General features: G+C 36.6%; 16 protein-coding genes. 12 read left to right on the plus strand and 4 right to left on the minus strand.

Annotated features, from left to right (window positions below; translation table 11 throughout):
- Window positions 1-192: 192 nt before the first annotated feature.
- The 3 genes from KIK00_RS22050 (at window position 193) to KIK00_RS22060 (ending at window position 3,045) form a co-directional block, all read left to right on the plus strand.
- The gene (locus KIK00_RS22050; RefSeq protein ID WP_255814396.1) at window positions 193-1,041 is read left to right on the plus strand and encodes a hypothetical protein; all 849 of its coding nucleotides are present in this window, start codon (window positions 193-195) and stop codon (window positions 1,039-1,041) included.
- 127 nt (window positions 1,042-1,168) lie between these two features.
- Window positions 1,169-2,266: a Nif3-like dinuclear metal center hexameric protein gene (locus KIK00_RS22055; RefSeq protein WP_255814397.1), complete on the plus strand. Its 1,098-nt coding sequence runs from the start codon at window positions 1,169-1,171 to the stop codon at window positions 2,264-2,266.
- A 2-nt stretch (window positions 2,267-2,268) separates the two neighbouring features.
- Entirely contained in the window at window positions 2,269-3,045 is a 777-nt protein-coding gene (locus tag KIK00_RS22060; protein ID WP_255814398.1) for a zinc ribbon domain-containing protein, read from the plus strand.
- Between the two features lie 57 nt (window positions 3,046-3,102).
- On the opposite strand, the gene KIK00_RS22065 is transcribed toward KIK00_RS22060, so the two are convergent.
- Window positions 3,103-3,759: a hypothetical protein gene (locus tag KIK00_RS22065; RefSeq protein WP_255814399.1), complete on the minus strand. Its 657-nt coding sequence runs from the start codon at window positions 3,757-3,759 to the stop codon at window positions 3,103-3,105.
- 6 nt (window positions 3,760-3,765) lie between these two features.
- Window positions 3,766-5,544: a long-chain fatty acid--CoA ligase gene (locus KIK00_RS22070; RefSeq protein WP_255814400.1), complete on the minus strand. Its 1,779-nt coding sequence runs from the start codon at window positions 5,542-5,544 to the stop codon at window positions 3,766-3,768.
- A 367-nt stretch (window positions 5,545-5,911) separates the two neighbouring features.
- On the opposite strand from KIK00_RS22070, the gene KIK00_RS22075 reads away from it, so the two are divergent.
- Window positions 5,912-7,051 (plus strand): acyl-CoA dehydrogenase family protein, encoded by a 1,140-nt coding sequence (locus KIK00_RS22075; RefSeq protein WP_255814401.1) that lies wholly within the window; start codon window positions 5,912-5,914, stop codon window positions 7,049-7,051.
- Window positions 7,052-7,072: 21 nt separating this feature from the next.
- Window positions 7,073-7,438 carry a hypothetical protein gene (locus KIK00_RS22080; protein ID WP_255814402.1) on the plus strand — a complete coding sequence of 122 codons (366 nt, stop codon included), beginning with the start codon at window positions 7,073-7,075 and terminating at the stop codon, window positions 7,436-7,438.
- A 270-nt stretch (window positions 7,439-7,708) separates the two neighbouring features.
- Here KIK00_RS22080 and KIK00_RS22085 read toward each other — a convergent pair whose 3' ends face one another.
- Together KIK00_RS22085 and KIK00_RS22090 are read right to left on the minus strand one after the other, a co-directional pair.
- Entirely contained in the window at window positions 7,709-8,653 is a 945-nt protein-coding gene (locus tag KIK00_RS22085) for a DUF4349 domain-containing protein (protein ID WP_255814403.1), read from the minus strand.
- 341 nt (window positions 8,654-8,994) lie between these two features.
- The gene (locus tag KIK00_RS22090) at window positions 8,995-10,590 is read right to left on the minus strand and encodes a peptide chain release factor 3 (RefSeq protein WP_255814404.1); all 1,596 of its coding nucleotides are present in this window, start codon (window positions 10,588-10,590) and stop codon (window positions 8,995-8,997) included.
- A 428-nt stretch (window positions 10,591-11,018) separates the two neighbouring features.
- Between KIK00_RS22090 and KIK00_RS22095 the strand changes: the two genes are divergently transcribed.
- From KIK00_RS22095 to KIK00_RS22125, 7 genes are all read left to right on the plus strand, one after another.
- Complete coding sequence (locus KIK00_RS22095) at window positions 11,019-11,849, plus strand: CPBP family intramembrane glutamic endopeptidase (protein WP_255814405.1); 831 nt, start codon at window positions 11,019-11,021, stop codon at window positions 11,847-11,849.
- 40 nt (window positions 11,850-11,889) lie between these two features.
- Complete coding sequence (rdgB, locus tag KIK00_RS22100; protein ID WP_370647723.1) at window positions 11,890-12,465, plus strand: RdgB/HAM1 family non-canonical purine NTP pyrophosphatase; 576 nt, start codon at window positions 11,890-11,892, stop codon at window positions 12,463-12,465.
- A gap of 68 nt (window positions 12,466-12,533) precedes the next feature.
- Complete coding sequence (locus KIK00_RS22105; protein ID WP_255814406.1) at window positions 12,534-13,448, plus strand: ribonuclease Z; 915 nt, start codon at window positions 12,534-12,536, stop codon at window positions 13,446-13,448.
- Between the two features lie 7 nt (window positions 13,449-13,455).
- Entirely contained in the window at window positions 13,456-14,226 is a 771-nt protein-coding gene (locus KIK00_RS22110) for a TIGR02757 family protein (RefSeq protein WP_370647724.1), read from the plus strand.
- An 11-nt stretch (window positions 14,227-14,237) separates the two neighbouring features.
- A complete protein-coding gene (locus KIK00_RS22115; protein ID WP_047377002.1) occupies window positions 14,238-14,792 on the plus strand; it encodes a DUF1003 domain-containing protein in 555 nt (184 codons plus the stop codon).
- Window positions 14,793-14,999: 207 nt separating this feature from the next.
- Window positions 15,000-17,360 carry a choice-of-anchor L domain-containing protein gene (locus KIK00_RS22120; protein ID WP_255814407.1) on the plus strand — a complete coding sequence of 787 codons (2,361 nt, stop codon included), beginning with the start codon at window positions 15,000-15,002 and terminating at the stop codon, window positions 17,358-17,360.
- 168 nt (window positions 17,361-17,528) lie between these two features.
- A complete protein-coding gene (locus KIK00_RS22125; protein ID WP_255814408.1) occupies window positions 17,529-21,113 on the plus strand; it encodes a choice-of-anchor L domain-containing protein in 3,585 nt (1,194 codons plus the stop codon).
- The last annotated feature ends 67 nt before the right edge of the window (window positions 21,114-21,180 follow it).

Genomic DNA, 21,180 nt, shown 5'->3' on the forward strand with positions numbered 1-21,180 from the left:
ATGATTGTTAAAAGAATCTTGCAAATGTTAAAGAATTTTCTATCATTAAAAAGTGAATTATTTAGGTTTAATTTGATGATTTTCAATACATTATAATAAGTAAAATACGAATAAAATATGACATATAAAAATTTATTTTTTAACATAATATTGATTCAAGTTTGTAATTTTATCCAACAAAAGCTTTATATCATGAGAAAAATTTTAACCTTGTTTATTCTGTTTTTCATAAGCAGTTTTGTACATGCTCAGGTCGGGATTAATACCACGGCTCCAAATGGTGCTTCAGTATTGGATATAGTCTCCAACCAGAAAGGAATTCTCATTCCTCGCCTTACAGATACTGACCGGGATACAAACCTGGCAGATAATGACGTTTCCACAGTACCTCCTGCAGGGGTTGTGAATGCTAACCTTACTGCAGGAACACTTATTTTTAATACGACAACGAATAACTTCCAGTATTGGGATGGTACCCTCTGGAGACAGCTTTTTGTTCCCACATCTTCTCAGGCTGGTAACGACGGTGTCGTTAAAATAAATTCTGGAAACGCAAATGTAAAACCCTCATTCAGTTTAAGTGCGGCAGGAAGCGGGTATGGACCAAGACAACAGGTGCTTTATACCACACCGCTGATTTTTGCAGCAAGTCCTACTACAAGCTGGCCGGAAACCACAGTACCATTTCCGGGAGTTACATCCAATATTTATGTTGCAGCTACTGGTAAATGGAGAGAAAATGAAATTAACGGACAGGTCCATGTCTGGAGAGCCATCGCTACTATTACTCCGGGGTCCAATTCTTCAGGATCCGTAAAGGCTACTTTTAAAAATCCTGACTCAGGTTTTGAAATTAACTCTATCCAGTTGGTACCAAGCGGTTCAAGTGGAACAGGTAACATTCTTACATTCTATTTCTATACCATTGCAGATCCTGCGAGTCTTGATCCGGGAAGAGGTTACCAGCTTTTTATGGAAGCCGATATAAGCTGTGGTGTGGTAATGGAGTCCTTTACAAGAGTATCGCTTTTCAAAGATTAACAGTCTATTTATTTTTTTATATCAAATTCAAACCGGCCGATGAAAGCCGGTTTTTTATTGAAGCAGAAATATTCTTTGGGTTTTTAGTAAAATTAATATCTTCGCTGTAACCGTAAAATATAAATTAATGAAGCTAAAAACTGTAATTGCAAAGATTGAAGAGGAAATAAATATCAGACAGGCAGAAGATTTTGATAATGTAGGCCTGTTGTGTGGTGTTTATGATCGTGATGTATCTGGGATTCTGGTTTGTCATGATGCTTTGGAAAATGTTGTAGATGAGGCTGTTGAAAGAAACTGTAATCTTATTGTATGTTTCCATCCGATTATATTTTCCGGACTCAAATCTTTAACAGGAAAAAACTATGTAGAAAGAGCCGTTTTAAAGGCTATTGAAAATAAAGTGGCTATCTATGCCATTCACACAGCATTTGATAATGATTTCTTTGGAGTTAATTATGGAATTTGCAGTCAGTTGGGATTAAAGAATATGAAAATTCTTCAGCCGAAAGAAAATAATTTAAAACAGCTGACGGTTTTTGTTCCGAAAGAGCATTCTGAAAAAGTCAAAGAAGCTATGTTTTCAGCAGGAGCAGGAAATATCGGTTTCTATGACGAATGCAGTTTTACGGTCAATGGTAACGGAACATTCAGACCTGTAGAGGGCTCAAATCCATTCTCAGGACAGCAAGGTATTCGTGAAAATGCAGATGAAGACATGATCTCTGTGATTTTTGAAGGCTTTAAACAAGGTCAGATTGTGGGAGCGATGAAAGACGCACATCCTTATGAAGAAGTGGCTCACCAAGTATACAGTCTGGATAATAAAAACCATCATGCCGGACTGGGAATGTATGGTGACCTGGAAGAAGAAATGGATGAAAAAGATTTCCTGAGATTTGTAAAAGAAAAATTTGGTCTTGAAGTGATAAAACATTCCTTTTTCAACAATAAAAAAATCAAAAGAGTAGGGGTTCTTGGAGGTTCCGGAGCGAGTGGAATAAGATCTGCGGCTTCCAGGAAATGTGATGCTTATCTTACCGGAGATCTTAAATATCACGACTATTTTTTAGCAGAGTCTAAAATGCTGATTTGCGATATAGGCCATTATGAATCAGAACAATTTGTTACCCAACAATTATTTGAAATTTTATCACAAAAATTTAGTACATTTGCAATTTCAAAATCTATTGAAAAAACAAACCCAGTAAATTATTTCATTTAAATATGGCAAAAACCAACGATATTTCAGTTGAAGAAAAATTAAGAGCTTTATACGATTTACAGATCATTGATTCAAGATTGGATGAAATCCGAAATACTAGAGGAGAATTGCCAATTGAAGTTGAAGATCTTGAAATCGAGATCGAAGGTCTTGAAAAAAGAGCTGAAAAATTTCATGCTGATATCAAAGATCAGGAAGATCAGATCAAAACAAAGTATGAAGTTATTAACCATGCTAAAACTTTAATTGAGAAATACAAATCTCAGCAGGATAATGTAAGAAACAATAAAGAGTTTGAAGCATTAGGAAAGGAAATGGAATTCCAGGATCTGGAAATTCAGCTTGCAGAAAAAAGAATTAAAGAATTCGGAGTTAAAATTGCTCACAAAAACGAAACTTTAAGTGAACTGAATACTAAGATCGACGATTTAAAAAGCCACTTGAAATTCAAGAAAGAAGAATTGGACGGTCTTATCTCTGAAACTCAAAAAGAAGAAGAATATCTTTTAGAGCAATCTAAAGAATATGCAGGTAAAATTGATGAGAGATTATTGGCTTCTTACAACAGAATCAGAACAAACTCTATCAATGGTCTTGCAGTAGTAGGATTAGAAAGAGGTGCACCAAAAGGATCTTTCTTCACAATCCCACCTCAAAAGCAAATGGAAATTGCTCAGAGAAAGAAAATTATTATTGATGAGCATTCAGGGAAAATCCTTGTTGATGACGAATTGGTAATGGAAGAAAACGAAAGAATGAAATCTGTAATTAAATTCTAATTCAGAACCCATTAAAATATAAAAGACCGGAAGAACTACTTCCGGTTTTTTTATATTTTATCCTTTTTTGTTACCATAATAAAAGTGAATTTCTTTACACAAATTGGTGATCGCTTTCTTTCCTGACGGTGTGAAACCGGAAAAAGAATACTCATTATCTGTTCCCTTATTAAATACTTTATGTGTTCTAGCAGGAATACTTGTCTCCGTAATAGAAGCATTACAGCTTAAACAAATACTGATCTGATTGATTTTTTTTATTCCTTTAAAAAACACCAGTCCAAGATGAGGTTGAAAGCATGCCGCAGAGCTTTCTCCATAACTTGAATTTTTTGCTAAGGCAGATAAGATCTGATCCGCCTGCTTTTGAGTTAGAAATTGCTGTTTTAATATCACAGGAACAAATTTTCCTTTTTTATCAACAGCGCTGGGGTATGTTTCTTCATCACCTGCAAAATCATAAGCAATAATCTTATCATAATCAAGCGTGTTAAAAGGCACTCCATTTTTTACATTAGGTTTTATAATATCAGCGGTTTGAATATAATCATTCAATGCTTTTTCTTTTAAAACAGAATCTAAAGGTGGTGAAATTTCTATTTTTTTCTCAGATATTGATTTTGGATTTTCAGTCTGTTTTTTACATGAAAACATAAAAAATGCCAATCCAACAAAGGTGGATTGGCAAATGAATGTATACTTAAATAATTTCATTTATATTTAATCCTTATGATCATACATCTTATTATACAGAGCTATAAAGTTCTCTTTTATCGCTTTTCTTTTCAGTTTTAAAGTTGGAGTAAGCAATCCGCTTTCAATACTCCATACTTCAGGAGTAAGCTCAATCTTTTTAATTTTTTCCCAGTTTCCAAGATGTTCGTTGATTCCTTCGATTTCCTTTTCAATTCTTTGCTTCAGCTCAGCACTTTTTGCAATCTCTTCAGGTGTAGAACCTATATTCAGGTTGTTTCTCATAGCCCAGCTTTTTGCAAATTCAAAATCAGGCTGTACCAAAGCACATGGCATTTTTTCACCATCACCTACAACCATAATCTGTTCTATGAACTTAGAAGCTTTTGCTAAATTTTCAATAGTTTGAGGGGCAATATATTTTCCACCGGAAGTCTTGAACATTTCTTTCTTACGGTCAGTGATCTGTAAAAATCCGTCACTGTCAACATGTCCGATATCTCCGGTTTTGAAATATCCATCTTCTGTAAAGGCTTCTTTGGTCATCTCTTCATTTTGGAAATACCCTTTGAAAACAGATGGCCCTTTTACTGTAATTTCACCATCTTCCTGGATCTTTACTTTTAAATTATCCAATGGAATACCTACCGTTCCTACTTTCATTTTCTCAAAGCTGTTTACGGAAATTACCGGGGAAGTTTCTGTTAAACCATAACCTTCCAAAATTGGAATTCCTGCATTTTGGAACATTAAGTTAAGTCTTGTAGACAATGCTGCAGATCCTGAAACCAATGTCACAATTTCACCACCTAAACCTTCTCTCCATTTGGAAAATACCAGTTTATCTGCAATGATTTCCTGAAGTCCGGATGGTTTTGAGATGATTTTTTTCTTGCTGATTAGGTTCAAAGCCCAGAAAAATATTTTTGATTTCAATCCTCCGGCAGAAGATCCCGTATTGTAAATTTTATCATATACTTTTTCTATCAGCCTTGGGACTACTGTCATATAATGAGGCTTCACTTCTTTTACGTTTTCCCCCATTTTATCGATGCTTTCAGCAAAATAAAGAGAAAAACCATTGTATTGATAGAGATAGAAAAGCATCCTTTCAAAGATATGGCAGATTGGCAGGAAGCTTAATGCTCTTGTTTCCTTATAATCTAAGCTTTTTTTCTTTGGAATCCTTGGAATAGCACCCAATACGTTTGAAACAATATTGTTGTGGGTAAGCATTACTCCTTTAGGTCTTCCGGTAGTTCCGGAAGTATAAATAATAGTTGCAAGATCCTCTGTATTGATAGCATTGGAAAGGTCGTCTACTTCAATTTGTGTAGATTCATCTTTACCCAGATCCAGGATTTCTCTCCAGTTGGCAGCACCGCTGATGTTGTCGAAAGTAAATATTCCCTGTAGACTTGGGATATTATGTTTTACTTTCATAACCTTAGTCAGCAGCTCTTTATCAGAAACAAAACAGTACTGAATTTCAGCATTGTTGAAGATAAATTCATAATCTTCAGGTGAAATACTTGGATAAACGGGTACAGAAACAACTCCGATCTGAGAAAGCCCGAAGTCCATAATAGCCCATTCAGTACGGGAATTGGTCGTAATCAAAGCGATTTTATCACCCGGTTTTATGCCCAGCTTCAGTAACCCTCTGGATATCTTATTTCCCTCATTAATAAACTCCTGCGTAGAAGTTTTTTTCCACTCACCCTGATACTTGGTTACAAACATATCCGTTTTAGGATATTTTTCTAAAGCGTAGTGCGGAATATCGAATAATCTCTTGATCGTCATGATTTTTTAAATAATTTATAAAGAAATTTAAATATAAGCATTTTTTTTAATTGAAAACGTATGAGTGTAATAATTAGAAATTAGTTAAATGCTTGCCATAATATATTGAATCAAAAAGGGGGCCGGAAGCCTTTAAAGGGTGGTTGCGGTGGCTCATTAAGAATACGGTATACCTTAGCTTACCGTTTTTACTTTCACTCTTGAATTGGATGGTATTCCCAATTGGTAAACCGGGATGCCATTTGTAGGTACTTTGAACCTTAGAATGTATTTCAGCTCCCTTTTTTATGCGTTTTTCCTGTCTTTAATTTATATTTTCAGATTTGCTTAAAAAGTGTAAATTTACGGCTATCTAATTATTTTTTTTATGGACTTTAATTTATCGGAAGAACAGCTGATGATTCAGCAGGCAGCAAGAGATTTTGCACAGAACGAACTATTACCTGGAGTGATTGAAAGAGACCGTGACCAGAAATTCCCTGCAGAACAGGTGAAAAAAATGGGAGAAATGGGCCTTTTAGGAATGATGGTAGATCCACAATATGGAGGAGCGGGTATGGACAGCGTTTCTTACGTGCTGGCAATGGAGGAGATTGCAAAAGTAGATGCTTCTGCAGCTGTTGTAATGTCTGTAAATAACTCATTGGTTTGTGCCGGTCTTGAAAAATTTGCTTCTGAAGAACAGAAAGTAAAATATCTTACTCCACTGGCTAGCGGACAGGTAATCGGAGCTTTTGCATTATCTGAGCCTGAAGCTGGTTCTGATGCAACTTCTCAGAAAACAACTGCTGAAGACAAAGGAGATTATTATCTTTTAAACGGGATCAAAAACTGGATCACCAATGGTGGAACAGCTACTTATTATATCGTAATTGCACAGACAGATCCTGAGAAAAAACACAAAGGGATCAATGCTTTCATCGTAGAAAGAGGATGGGAAGGATTTGAAATCGGACTGAAAGAAGACAAATTAGGAATCAGAGGAAGTGATACGCACTCTTTGATCTTTAATAATGTAAAAGTTCCAAAAGAAAACAGAATTGGTGCTGATGGATTCGGGTTCAACTTTGCAATGGCAGTATTGAACGGAGGAAGAATCGGTATTGCTTCTCAGGCTTTAGGTATTGCTGCAGGAGCTTACGAACTGGCATTGAAATATGCTAAAACAAGAAAAGCTTTCAAAACTGAGATCATCAACCACCAGGCTATCGCATTCAAATTGGCTGATATGGCAACTCAGATTACGGCAGCAAGAATGTTATGTTTCAAAGCGGCATGTGAAAAAGATGCAGGAAAAGATATATCTGAAAGTGGAGCTATGGCAAAACTATACTCTTCTCAGGTAGCAATGGATACTACTATTGAAGCAGTACAGATCCACGGTGGATACGGATACGTGAAAGAATACCACGTAGAAAGATTAATGAGAGATGCGAAAATTACTCAGATCTACGAAGGAACTTCTGAAATTCAGAAAATCGTGATCTCAAGAAGCATCGCAAAATAACATTTTATAAAGCACACTACTATGAAAAAATCTTTGTGGATCACCCTCGGTGTTGTATTACTGTTACTAGGTGTATTTGTCTGGTATAAATACTATTTTGTTTTCGGAGAAGGAGTGAAATCCGGATACCTGAACTATGCCATGAAAAAAGGCTATATCTTCAAAACCTATGAAGGTAAACTGATTCAGGAAGGCTTCGGAAGAGGAAAAACAGGAACAATTACAAGCTATGAGTTTGAGTTTTCTGTGGATGACCCTGAGATTTTCAAACAATTGGAAACCAACAGCGGTAAAACCTTTGATCTGCATTACAAAGAATACAACGGCGCGCTCCCATGGAGAGGAAATACAAAGTTTGTCGTAGACAAAGTAGTGAATATGAAATAAAAAACAAATAAGGCTCTCAATCTGAGGGCCTTATTTTACACCAAATCACAAAATATTAATATATGAAATAAAAATTTCCAAACTTATTTTGAACCTTATTTAACAACAAAGATTCATTACACTTTGCTTTTACTTAAAGTTAAGAGGAATTTTCCAAATAAGCAAACTGTTTCACTGAATGTTTGATAAAATTAAACATTAGAATTGAACTTCAATTCTAAACCTCATTAAAAAAACATTAAAAATCCACCATGAAGATGGATTTTAAACTTAGTGAGAGTCGTTATGAGGGATATTTTTATTCTTCTTTTTGTAAAAGTAATATCCAATACCAGCAATAAGGAATAAAGGCCACAACGGAAGAATAAAGAGGAAAATAGAAGTGATCACCTCCCAGCCTGATTCAATGGCTGCCAATGATTTTCCACCGAAAGTTTTAGGTTCTTTTTCTGTTTGAGTCTTATCACTGATATTTATATTGATCGTACAGATCGTATTGTCTGCATAATTACGCCCTGAAACCTGAATATCTTTAGTGTCTATGTCTCCAACATTACTGTTGATGGCATCCATTAAACCATCAAAATGCTGAATAGGAACTTTGATATCAAGACTGTATGTTTTTTGATTCTCTCCATAAGGACTGGCAGATTCCACATAAGAAAGATTTTCACTTTTGATGTAGCCGTTATTTTTATGGGCTTCTTCTCTAATGATTTCCTTCACCGTTTCTGCATTCTCTGCTTTTATGACAAGATATCCTGATTTCACCATTTTATCTTTTGGCATATTTAGTTCATAGCTGTCATTTTTAGGTTTGTCCTTATAAATGATTTTAGTTTCTTTAATGACTTTTGGAGCCGGAGCTTTTACAGCAGCTTTTTCAGATTTCTTTTCCGCTGAATCCTTTTCTTCTATTTTAGATTCCAATTTTGTATTGGCCATTTTATCAGATAAAGAATCTACCATTTTGGAGGTTTTTTCTATTTTCTGATGAATATCGTTCTTGGTATCTTCAAAATCTTTTATTTTAATACTGGCAGAATCCATGATCTGGTTTGCTGTTTTACTTGCATTGTCAATGGTTTCTGTAACAGCAGTAGCAGTGCTGTCGGCTGTATTGATAACTTCATTGATTTTATTCTGTGCAGCTTCTCCTTTTTTACACATAATGAAAGTGCTTGATACAGCAATGAGTAATATGAATTTTTTCATAACATTAATTTTTTTGATGAAGTAAAATTAGGAGGGAAGTTCTTGTAAAGATTGTAAATAGAATGTATTGTGCTGGTAAAACTCTAACGGTTATATTTTCAGTGTTTTGTATTTGTTTTACAAAAGATTTACAAAGCGGTTTTGTGTTTTTGAAGCTTTGAAATTATTAGAAAATCTTGTGTTTTTATCAAATATTTGTTCGAAAATCTAAAAATTCCCATCCTTTGGAGGTGTGGCGAAAATTCAAAGAATTTTTGACGGGGTGGTTTCAGACAGCATTCCATAAAAAAATCCGCAGAAATTTTCTGCGGATCTATATTATAAACAATTTTGTATTTTAATTAGTGTTCCTGGAATTCACTAATGAAATGTAATTTCACATTCGGGAATTTTTCCTGTGTCATATGAATTGTGAAAGAGGAATCTGCAAGGAATACTAGTTGGTTGTATTTATCTCTCGCCAGGAATCTTTGTTTTAATCTGGCAAATTCTTTGAACTCTTCAGATTTTTCATCTGCTTCTACCCAACATGCTTTGTGCATAGATAGAGGTTCATAAGTACATTTTGCACCATATTCATGTTCCAGACGGTATTGGATAACCTCATACTGAAGAGCTCCCACTGTTCCGATGATCTTTCTGTTATTCATCTCAAGAGTAAACAGCTGTGCAACCCCTTCATCCATCAACTGGTCAATACCTTTTGCCAATTGCTTAGCTTTCAACGGATCGTTGTTGTTGATATAACGGAAATGTTCAGGAGAGAAGCTTGGAATACCTTTGAAGCTCAATTTTTCTCCACCTGTAAGCGTATCTCCGATTCTGAAACTTCCGGTATCATGTAAACCTACGATATCACCAGGGAAACTTTCCTCCACTACCTCTTTTTTATCTGCAAAGAATGCGTTAGGAGAGGAGAATTTCATTTTTTTACCTTCTCTTACCAATAAATAGTTCTCGTTTCTCTTGAATGTTCCCGAAACAATCTTCACGAAAGCAAGTCTGTCTCTGTGCTTAGGATCCATATTCGCATGAATTTTGAAAACAAATCCTGTGAAAGTGCTTTCTTCAGGTTTTACAAGACGGGTGTCACTTTCTTTTGGCTGTGGCATTGGAGCAATATCAATGAAAGCATCCAGTAATTCACGTACTCCAAAGTTATTTAAAGCTGAACCGAAAAATACAGGCTGAAGATCACCTTTCATATAATCATCACGGTTAAATTCAGGGTAAACAGATTGAATCAAATCAAGTTCTTCTCTTAAAGTTTTTGCTGCTTTTTCACCAATAACATCATCAATAGAAGTATCATTGATATCATCAAACTTAATAGAATCTCCAACTTTCTGTTTTTTCTCTTCTAAGAATAACTGAATATTGTCTTCCCAGATATTATAAATTCCCTGAAAGTCACTTCCCATACCAATCGGTAAAGAAAGAGGACAAACTGTTAATCCCAGTTTTTGTTCTACTTCGTCCAAAAGATCGAAAGCATCTTTACCTTCACGGTCAAGTTTATTAATGAAAACCAACATCGGAATGTTTCTCATTCTGCAAACCTGAACCAGTTTTTCAGTCTGTTCCTCAACTCCTTTTGCAACGTCAATAACAACGATTACAGAATCTACAGCTGTTAAAGTTCTGTAGGTATCTTCAGCAAAGTCTTTGTGACCCGGAGTATCCAGGATATTGATTTTGTGGTCTCTATATTCAAAAGCCAATACGGAAGTTGCTACAGAGATTCCTCTCTGTCTTTCGATTTCCATAAAGTCGGAGGTAGCTCCTTTTTTTATTTTGTTGGATTTTACCGCACCTGCTTCCTGAATAGCACCCCCGAAAAGAAGTAGCTTTTCCGTAAGAGTTGTTTTTCCGGCATCCGGGTGGGAAATGATCCCGAAGGTCTTTCTTTTTTGTATTTCTTTGATTAAGTCTGACATATCGTATTTTGAAGTTGCAAAAATCGTGATTTTTTGCGAGGTTTTCAAATTTAAATTACAACAATGCTTATTAGGTTATAGAGTGGGCGGGCAGGAGAGTTTGAGAATGATAAAGAAAAGAGTGTATTGCAATAGCTGTTTTCTCATGTGTACCGGATAAATCATTGTTTTAAATCCTTTTGTTTAAATTCCGTAAGCAACCCCCAGAGCGAAATGTATTAAGAAGAGGAAAAGCAGACCAAAGAATCCCCATTCAAAAGAAGACTTGAAAAACTTTTGCCTGTAGATTCAATCCTATGGAATGGTCATTCTGTATTTACTTTGTGATGTTCATAAGTAAAAAGATGCAAGTAAGAAATTCCTTTTTTAGTTGCCTGTGGCATTCAAAAAAATTATCTTTGTTTCTAATAAACTTTTACAGAGAAAGGATGGGAAATAGCAAATATCCGAAGTTTACCTTCACATGGTTTGGCGGTGTTGTTTTGGTGGTTGGATTATTCGTGGGAACAATGGCTGTTTCTCTATTCAGTACTTTTTGGAAAGTTGTTTTCAAAGAAAATCTTGAGCTTAAAGAGTGGTTCCTGATGGTTGCAAATTCTGTAGGATTCCTTACTGCTATTGCATTTTTTGATTTTTTTATCGTAAGGCGTACTACCCAAAAGAAGCTTAATTTCAATTTATCATCCGTTAACTTCTCTACCTATCTTCTTATTTTTCCAATGATGGCGGGGATGATGTTTATTTCAGAATTTATTGCCGCTCAGATTCCTACTACAGGACCTTTTTTTGGTGATTTTTATGAATATTTTACCCAGTTGATGAGCCAGCTGACCGATAATCCTGTAGTAATGATTATCATGACAGTAATTATGGCTCCTGTTTTTGAGGAAATTATATTCAGAGGGATTATCCAGAAAGGATTGATTAATAAAGGAGTAGAACCCTGGAAAGCAATTTTATATGCTTCCATTATTTTTGGAGTGGTTCACGGAAATCCATGGCAGTTTATCAGTGCAGTGATGCTGGGCTGTGTGCTAGGATTGGTATATCATAAAACAAAATCTTTACTGATGCCCATACTGCTGCATGCGTTTAATAATTTAACCCTGTCGCTGTTGGTACTTTATGGTAAAGATGAAAGTTTTGCAAAAGTTCTTAATGTTTCAGAATGGCTTGTACTGGCTGTAGGAATTGTACTTTTCTCTTTATTCTATTATCTTTTTATGAAGAAGTATAAAGTACATTATGCTGAAATGTAATTAACCAAGCTAAAAAGTAAAATTGAAAATGAATATAGAAATGGAATTATTAGTAGCTACACACAACGAACATAAAAAAGAAGAAATCCAACAGATCCTGGGAAGTGATTGCGTTGTGAAAAGTCTTACCGATTATCATATTCACGAAGAAATTGTGGAAGACGGAGACTCTTTTCATGCCAATGCACTGATCAAGGCAAAATACTGTTTCGAAAAAACAGGAGTTCCAAGTTTGGGAGATGATAGCGGTCTGGTAGTAGAGTCTCTGGACGGAAGACCTGGCATCTTCTCTGCACGTTACGCCGGAGATCATGATTTTGCGAAAAATATTGAAAAAGTGCTGGAAGAAATGCAGGGAATTGAAAACAGAAAGGCTTATTTTGTTACCGTTCTTTGTTACTATGATGAAAAAGGTGCTCAATATTTTGAAGGCAGAGTTCACGGAAATTTACTGACAGAAAATAAAGGTTTTAAAGGATTCGGATATGATCCTATTTTTGTTCCGGTAGGGTATGAAAGAACCTTTGCAGAAATGGATCCGGAAGACAAAAACAAAATCAGCCACCGCAAACAGGCTTTAGATTTATTTATGGATTTTTTAAAAGTGACTGATTAAGTTTAAATATCAGCGTGAACCACCCATTTAGATTTTCTGTCGTACATTTGTTACAATAAATTATTGATTTGAGTACTTATTTAACAATATTAGGCTTCAATTCAGCGATTCCAACCATCAATACATCACCCACAGCTCAGCTGCTGGAAATGGAAGAAAGACTCTTCCTTATTGATTGTGGAGAAGGTACACAGGTACAGCTGAGAAAAGCAAAAGCAAGATTTTCAAAAATCAATCATATTTTTATTTCCCATCTTCATGGGGATCACTGTTTCGGGCTTCCGGGACTTATTGCCTCTTTTCGTCTTTTAGGAAGAGATACCCCGCTGCATGTCTATGGCCCGAAAGGTATTAAGAAGATGCTGGAAACCATTTTCCAGATTACGGAAACACACCGCGGTTTTGAAGTGGTATATCATGAGCTGGATAAAGATTATTCTGAAAAAATATATGAGGACAACAGAGTAGAAGTATATACTATTCCACTGGATCACAGGATTTACTGTAACGGTTACCTTTTTAAGGAAAAGCCGAAAGACAGACATCTTAATATGAAAGAAATTGCCAAATACAGTGAGATTGAAACCTGTGATTATCATAATATAAAAGCAGGAAAAGATGTTGTACTGAGCGATGGTTATGTTCTTAAAAATGAAATTCTGACTCTTGAACCTGCTCCACCGGTATCCTATGCATTTTGCAGCGATACCCGTTACCTTGAAAGTGTCATTCCGATTATTAAAAACGTTACCGTTCTCTATCATGAATCAACATTTTTGCATGATTTGAAGGAAATGGCTGATTATACAGGACATACTACGGCATTGGAGGCGGCAACTATTGCTCAGAAAGCTCAGGTTGAAAAATTGATTTTAGGACATTTTTCTAACAGATATGCTGATCTGACTGTATTTACTGATGAAGCCAGAAATATTTTTCCCAATACATTTTTACCAAAAGCATTGGAAAGTGTAAAGATTTAAAATGAATATGCTGAAATTTGAAGAACTCAGAGATTTTCTCAACGAAAAAGCAGATCAGTACAATGCTCCCGATTTTATTGAAAATGATCCCATACAGATTCCTCATCGTTTTTCTTTAAAACAGGACATTGAAATTGCAGGATTTCTGGCAGCTACAATTTCCTGGGGAAACAGAAAGTCAATCATTAATTCTGCAGATAAAATGCTTGATATTATGGGAAATTCTCCCTATGATTTTGTGATGAATTATTCAGAGAAAGATCTGGAAGATATTCAGGATAAAAGCATTCACAGAACTTTCAATGGGCAGGATTTTTCCTACTTCATCAAACAGTTCAACAGGATTTATAAAGAAAATGAAAGCCTGGAAAGTCTGTTTGAGGTAAAAGAACCGGAGAATAATTTTCTCCACGCCATAGAACGATTCAGAAACGGATTTCTGGAAACAGAAAAGCACAGAAGCCATAAACATATCAGTTCACCTTATAAAAACTCGTCTGCTAAAAGAATTATTATGTTTTTGCGGTGGATGGTACGTAAAGATAAGCGGGGTGTTGATTTTGGAATCTGGGAAAATATAGATCAGAAAAACCTTTCCATTCCGTTGGATGTGCATACCGGAAATATCTCCAGAAAATTGGGATTGGTTTCCAGAACACAAAATGACTGGAAAACGGTAGAAGAACTGGATGCTGCCATTAGAAAATTTGACGAAGCAGATCCTGCAAAATATGATTTTGCCTTGTTTGGATTAGGCGTTACCAAAGAACTGTTGTAAAAATATAAAGGATGAAAAAATATAACGAAAAAACAGAAGTTCTTGAAAAAATAGCGGACAGTATTACATCATGGATAGGGTCTATTCAGTCTCTGATTGTACATACTCTGCTGTTTCTTACTTCGTTTTTGCTTCCGATGCTGCATATAGTAGATTTTGATAAGATGCTTCTGATTCTCACTACAGTGCTCTCTCTGGAGGCTATTTATCTGGCTATTTTTATCCAGATGTCGGTTAATAAAAGTCACGAGAAAATTGAAGATATCCAGGAAGATATTGAAGAGATCAGTGAAGATATTGAAGACATTCAGGAAGATATCGAAGAAATCAGTGAGGATATTGAAGAGATCAGCGAAGATATAGAAGAGATCAATGAGGACATAGAAGATATCCAGGAAGATATTGAAGAGATCAATGAAGAAGAGGAAGAAGAGGATCACAATGAAAGAGCAAAAAACGTAATATTGAGGAGTAATGTAAACTCTAATAAAAACGAAATAAAAGCTTTAAAAGATATTATCTCTCAGCTGAAAAATGAAATCGAGCAATTGAAAAAAGAGGAATAGCTGCAACTGAATAATGGTAATAAGATATAAACAGATCAATGGTATTGATCTGTTTTTTTATGGATGGATTTTTGATCTAAATGATTTGCGGAAAATATAATAATAAGAAAAAAATATTGTGAATCTAGGTGTTTATTTGAAAAATAGTAATGTTAAAGGCGGATTTGTTATTATTATTTTTGCTACATTTGAACAAATGAAAACAAAATGTTAATCTATAGACTAAAAAACTATTTTTTCCTTTTTTCTTTTTTATTGATTTCTGTTTCTGCATTTTCTCAAACGAGACCAGTCAGAAAATCAGAAAAGATAAAGCCTTCTGCTGCCAGTCTTAGAGCTGGAGCATTCATAGATGTGAATGTACCTCCTTATACCCCTTCAAACTATACTCCCGAGCAATTGGTGAAGAATATTTTGATCAATGGTGGTACCAATTGTACAACAGCCAATGTGACGAACGTTACAGTATCTCCTAATCATGATGTGACTAACAGCAACAGGTTTTGGGGGTATTTTCACAAAGGAACAACAAGTTTTCCTTTTACTGATGGTATTGTCCTTACTACAGGATACGCTTCGGAAGCTGGTAATAACTATGTAGCAGCTGTCGGGCAATCTACAGGAACCGGGAGTGATGCAGACCTTGTAGCAGCTACCGGAGCCAATGTTAGCTTAACAGATGCTGTAGCACTTGAATTTGATTTTGTACCGAATTCCAATCAGGTAAAATTTAACTACATATTCGCTTCTGATGAATATACTTCGGATTATCCATGTCTAGGCTATTCTGATGCTTTTGCATTATTGCTGAAGAAAGTGGGGGATCCTACCTATACTAATCTTGCAGTGTTACCAGGAAGTGCAGGACCTGTAAGTGCAACCAATATTGTTCCTGCTGGCAATGGATTCAGTTGCGGACCTATCAATGCAACTTATTTTGGAGGATTGGCAAACCCGCATCTGCTTATTAATTATTTTGGAAGAACAACACCTTTAACAGCTATAGCAGACGTAATTCCGGGACAAACTTACCATTTTAAAATGGTATTGGCAGATGCAAAAGATTCTACCCATGACTCTGCTGTTTTCTTGGAAGGCGGATCTTTTGATGTCGGAATTAAAATTGTAGATGAAGCCGGAGCAGTTTTGCCAGGCAGCATCAACATGTGTGACAATACACCGAAACAATTGAAAGCACAGGTAGCAGCCATTCCGGGAATGACTTATCAGTGGTATAAAGATGGAGTTGCCATTCCGGGAGCAACCAGCGCTATTTATATTGCTACCCAACCAGGAGTATATACTGTAAAAGTAATGGTTCCGGGCAATCAGTGCCCTAGTGAAGCAACCATAACCATTGTCGGCGGGACGAGCCCTACGGTACAGAATGCTGAACTTAAGCTTTGTACAACACCTACACTCAGTACCTTTAATTTAGAAACTGCAAAACCTCTGATCAGTACAACACCGGGTGCGGTATTCCGTTTTTATGCCAATCAAGCTGATGCACAGGCTCAAAATAATAGTTATATCACCAATCTGACCAACTATACCGGGACAGATGGGCAAATATTATATGTATTGGTTTCCAACGGCGCTTTCTGTAGTAAAATTGCAACCTTAACTTTAAGAAAAGAGGAAACTCCAACGGCATTGCTTACAGCTCCTCGATTAAAAATCTGTGCAGGTGAATCTGTATTGTTAACAGCTTCCGGTGGAGTGACATACCAATGGAGTGATTCTGCAGCCACCACTGGTGGAATAAGAACTGTAAGTCCTACTCAAACCACTACATATACAGTATATGCTATCGGAGCACAAGGATGTAAATCTTTGCAGCCGGCACGTATTACGATTGAAGTGGTACCGGCTATCGTTTCCGGATTGAAAGGAGGACATATCTGTCAGGGAGATAAAATTATCCTGGACGCAGGTTCAGGACCCGGATATACCTATCAGTGGAGTAGTGGTGAAACAAGTCAGAGTATTACTGTTGCAACTCCGGGAGTATATTCAGTAATGATAAGCAATGGGGTATGTTCAAAAGAGTTTAAAACAGAGGTTATTAAAGCTGTGATTCCTGAAGTAATAAAAGTGGATTATAATGATAATGGAACAATGATTGTTACAGCAAGTAATCCAAGTAATGGTATTCTGGAATATTCAGTGGATAACGGAGTTACATGGCAGGCTTCAAATGTATTTAACAATGTCCCTAAAAATAAAGTCATTTCAATCAGGGTAAGAGTTAAATTTACAAGCTGTGTAGGCTTCCTTGAATTCTTTACATTCGTTATGAAAAATGTAATTACTCCAAATGGAGACAACCTTAATGATATTATTGATTTCAGTGGAGTTATTAATTATAAAAATTTCAGTGGACAGGTTTTTGACCGATACGGAAGAGAAGTCTTCAAAGCTGAAAAGGTGAGACCATATTGGGATGGATATTTCCAGGGCAAAAAGCTTCCTACTTCCACATACTGGTATCAGATAACCTTCGAAGATCCTGCGAGTAAGGAACTTACGGTGAAAACAGGATGGATATTACTTAAAAATATAGAATAATTAAAATTATAATCGAAAGACTGACTATTTTGTCAGTCTTTTTTTATTATATTAAAATAAATAGAGTTGATATCCTAACATAAATAAATTTGCGTTAGTAATAATGTAAATTGTGTTAACTTGAATTTCAATCAAAAAAAATAGTATTTTTGTTTAAAATAATATAAAATGTTAAATAGGAGGAGAGGAAATTTATTTTTAGCGTTATTTTTAGCTTTCTTAGGGAACTTTGTTTTGGCTCAAAATAAAGGAAGGGTAGAAATTGCTGCAAAACCTAAAGCTGCTTCTTTGAGAGCAGGTGTCTTTATAGATGTAAATGCACCAAGCTACCCGGAATCCGGCTATCCTATAACCCAATTAATAAATGATGTTCTTATATCAGGAGGTACCACCTGTACCAGTTCAAGCGTAAGCAATGTAACCGTATCTCCAAACTTGTCTGCTACCAATCAGAACCGAAGCTGGGGATATTTTAATAAATCAAATACCAATTTTCCGTTTAGTAAAGGGATTATACTTTCTACCGGATATGCCAATAAAGCAGGAAATACTTTTCAGGGAACTTTAAGTGATGATCTTGGAACTGGAGGAGATATAGATCTGGCGAATGCTTTGGGAATTGGTAATAATAATCTGACCAATGCTACCTCTATAGAATTTGACTTTGTAGCAGCTTCTACTGAAATTACTTTCAGATATTTATTTGCCTCTAAAGAATACCAGCAAAATTTTCCATGTACCATTACAGATGGTTTTGCCCTATTGCTAAAAAAAGCATCTGATCCCAATTATACCAATCTTGCAGTGCTTCCGGGAGGAGCAGGTGCTGTAAGTGTAACGAATATCCACCCGCAATATCAAAACTGCGGACCTAAAAATGAAGCCTATTACGGAGGTACCAATACCGCTCAGATCGAAACCAATTTTAATGGACGTACCATTCCTTTGACAGCAAAAGCAACTGTAATTCCTGGGGAAACGTACCATTTTAAAATTGTGCTTGCGGATTATCAGGATCCTAACTTTGATTCTGCTGTATTTTTGGAAGCAGGATCATTTGATATTGGAGTGAAAATTTTGGACCCGGCAGGCGTACAGCTTCCCGGATCTGTAAATATGTGTGATAATACACCACAGACTTTTACAGCTTCTGTTCAGGGACCCAATATTACATACCAGTGGTATTTGGGAACCAATCCGATTGCTGGGGCTACCAATGCAAGTTATACAGCAACTCAACCGGGAGTATACACCGTTAAGGTTTTTATCCAGGGAAATAGCTGTCCGGGAGAGGCTACCATTACAGTGGTAGGTGGAACATCTCCTACAGTGCAGAATGCTACATTAACGGCCTGTTATGCTGCCGGAAATGCTACATTTAATTTAACATCAGCACAGGCTTCAATAAGTACCACTCCGGGAGCCGTGTTTTCATATTATACTACTCTGGCAGACGCTAATGCAGGAAATACAAATACAATTCCAAATCCTACAGCTTATCAGAGTGCAGGCGGAACAGTATACGTAAGAGTAGCAAATGGCTTGTGTGCTAAGGTAGCGCAACTTCAATTGGTAAAAGCACCACAAATGACCCCTACTATTGCTCCTCCGGCAGTACTTACCTGTGCCAATTCTCAGACTACATTGGATGCATCAGCATCCGTTTATCCGGCAGGCGCTACTTTCAACTGGACTACTACAGGCGGAAATATTGTTTCGGGAGGTACAACTCTAAATCCTGTTATCAATGCTGCTGGGACCTATACTTTAACCATAACAAAAATATATCAGCCCGGAAATATCAGCTGTACAGCAGTGGGTAATGTGACTGTAACAGGAAACAGCGCGCCACCGGTTACGGGACTTACCGCAAACAAAATAAAAATCTGTAAAGGAGGATCTGCAACACTTACCGCTTCAGGAGGTGCTACTTATAACTGGGGTAATGGCCTTACCGGAAACGGAAGTACACAGGTTGTTTCTCCTACTGTTACAACTACTTATACTGTAACAGCAGTAGGTGCTAACGGATGTGTGTCTCAAAACCCTGCCACCATAACAATTGAAGTGTCAGAACCTTTTACAGCACAAAATGCAATACTGCATAAGTGTTATCAGCCGGGCTTAACTTATAATCTTACAGAAGCTCAACCTCAGATCACAACTGCAGGAGGAGTTACTTTTACTTACTATGTCAATCAGGCTGATGCTAATGCTGCTAATGGAAACTTTATTGCAACGCCTACAACATATACACCACCGGGAGGAAGCCAGACTATTTATGTATTGGCAAGTAACGGAGGTTGTAGCTATGTAGTATCTCTGCAATTATTAAGCACAGCTCAAACTACCCTTACCATCGCAGCGCCGCAAACGATTACCTGTACAACTCCTCAGGTTACAATTAATGCTTCGGCATCTGTAGTACCTGCGGGATCTACCATTGCCTGGACAACAACCGGAGGAACTATCGTATCCGGAGGGAATACACTTACCCCTGTTGTAAGCGCTGGTGGAACGTATACTTTAACGGTTACTAACATATCACAACCAGGAAACCTTAGCTGTACATTTACTTCAACAGTAACTGTGCAGGAAGATAAGGTAAAACCAGTGGCTGCTGTTGTTTCATCAGTACCTCGTATTTGTATAGGAGAATCTGTAACATTGACAGCTTCGGGAGGGGTCACCTATAACTGGGGTAACGGTCTTACCGGTAACGGAAATACTCAGGTTGTTTCACCTACTACAACTACAGTATATACCGTTTTTGCTGTTGGGGCTAACGGATGTATTTCTGCAACAGCAGCAAGTGTAACAGTTCAGGTTGGTCCGCCTATCGCAGGACTTACCGCATCCAAATTAAAAATTTGTGAAGGAGAATCTGTAACATTGACAGCTACCGGAGGAATTACTTATAACTGGATAGGACTTACCGGAAATGGAAATACTCAGGTAGTTACTCCTACCGTAACAACAGAATATTCAGTATTTGCATTGGGAGGAAACGGATGTAGCTCTGTGAATCCGGCTAAAGTTACTATTGAAGTGGTCCCTGCAATTGTTTCTACATTGAAGGATGTATTTGTTTGCGCAGGAGATAAAGGAACTCTTGATGCAGGCCCGGGACTAAATTATACTTACCTATGGAATACAGGAGCAACTACTCAGACGATAACGACTAATATTGCCAGCACTTATTCTGTGATCATCAGTAATGGAGTTTGTTCCAAAACATTCTCTGCTCAACTGATTAATCCTGACCTGCCACAGTTTACCAATGTTGTATATGATAATCATATTCTTACCCTTACGGCAAGCAATCCAACAGGAGGTGCTTTAGAATACTCAATAGACGGAGGACTGACATGGCAGCCGTCAAATATATTTACCGGTATCCTAAACAATACAATGTATTCTCTGATGGTAAGAGTAAAAGGTGCTAAATGCGGTACTTCACTGGATTATTTTACATTCGTTATCAGCAATGCCATTACACCTAATATGGATGGTGTAAATGATACCATAGATTTCACAGGAATAAGTGGATACAAAGATTTTGCAGCTTCAATCTTTGACAGATATGGAGCCGAGGTATTCAAAGCCGCGAAAGGCGATGTTATCTGGACAGGATCTTTAAAAGGAATTAACCTTTCTACAGGGACCTATTGGTATAGAGTACAGTGGGAAAACCCGGCCAGTAAGAAAATGGAACAACGCTCAGGCTGGATTCTTTTGAAAAACAGAAACTAAAATTTATTAAAATAAAAAATAGATAACAAAATCTTTCAGCAATGAAAGATTTTGTTGTTTTACACCG

It is taken from the genome of Chryseobacterium sp. MA9 (assembly GCF_024399315.1).
Taxonomy (GTDB): Bacteria; Bacteroidota; Bacteroidia; order Flavobacteriales; family Weeksellaceae; genus Chryseobacterium.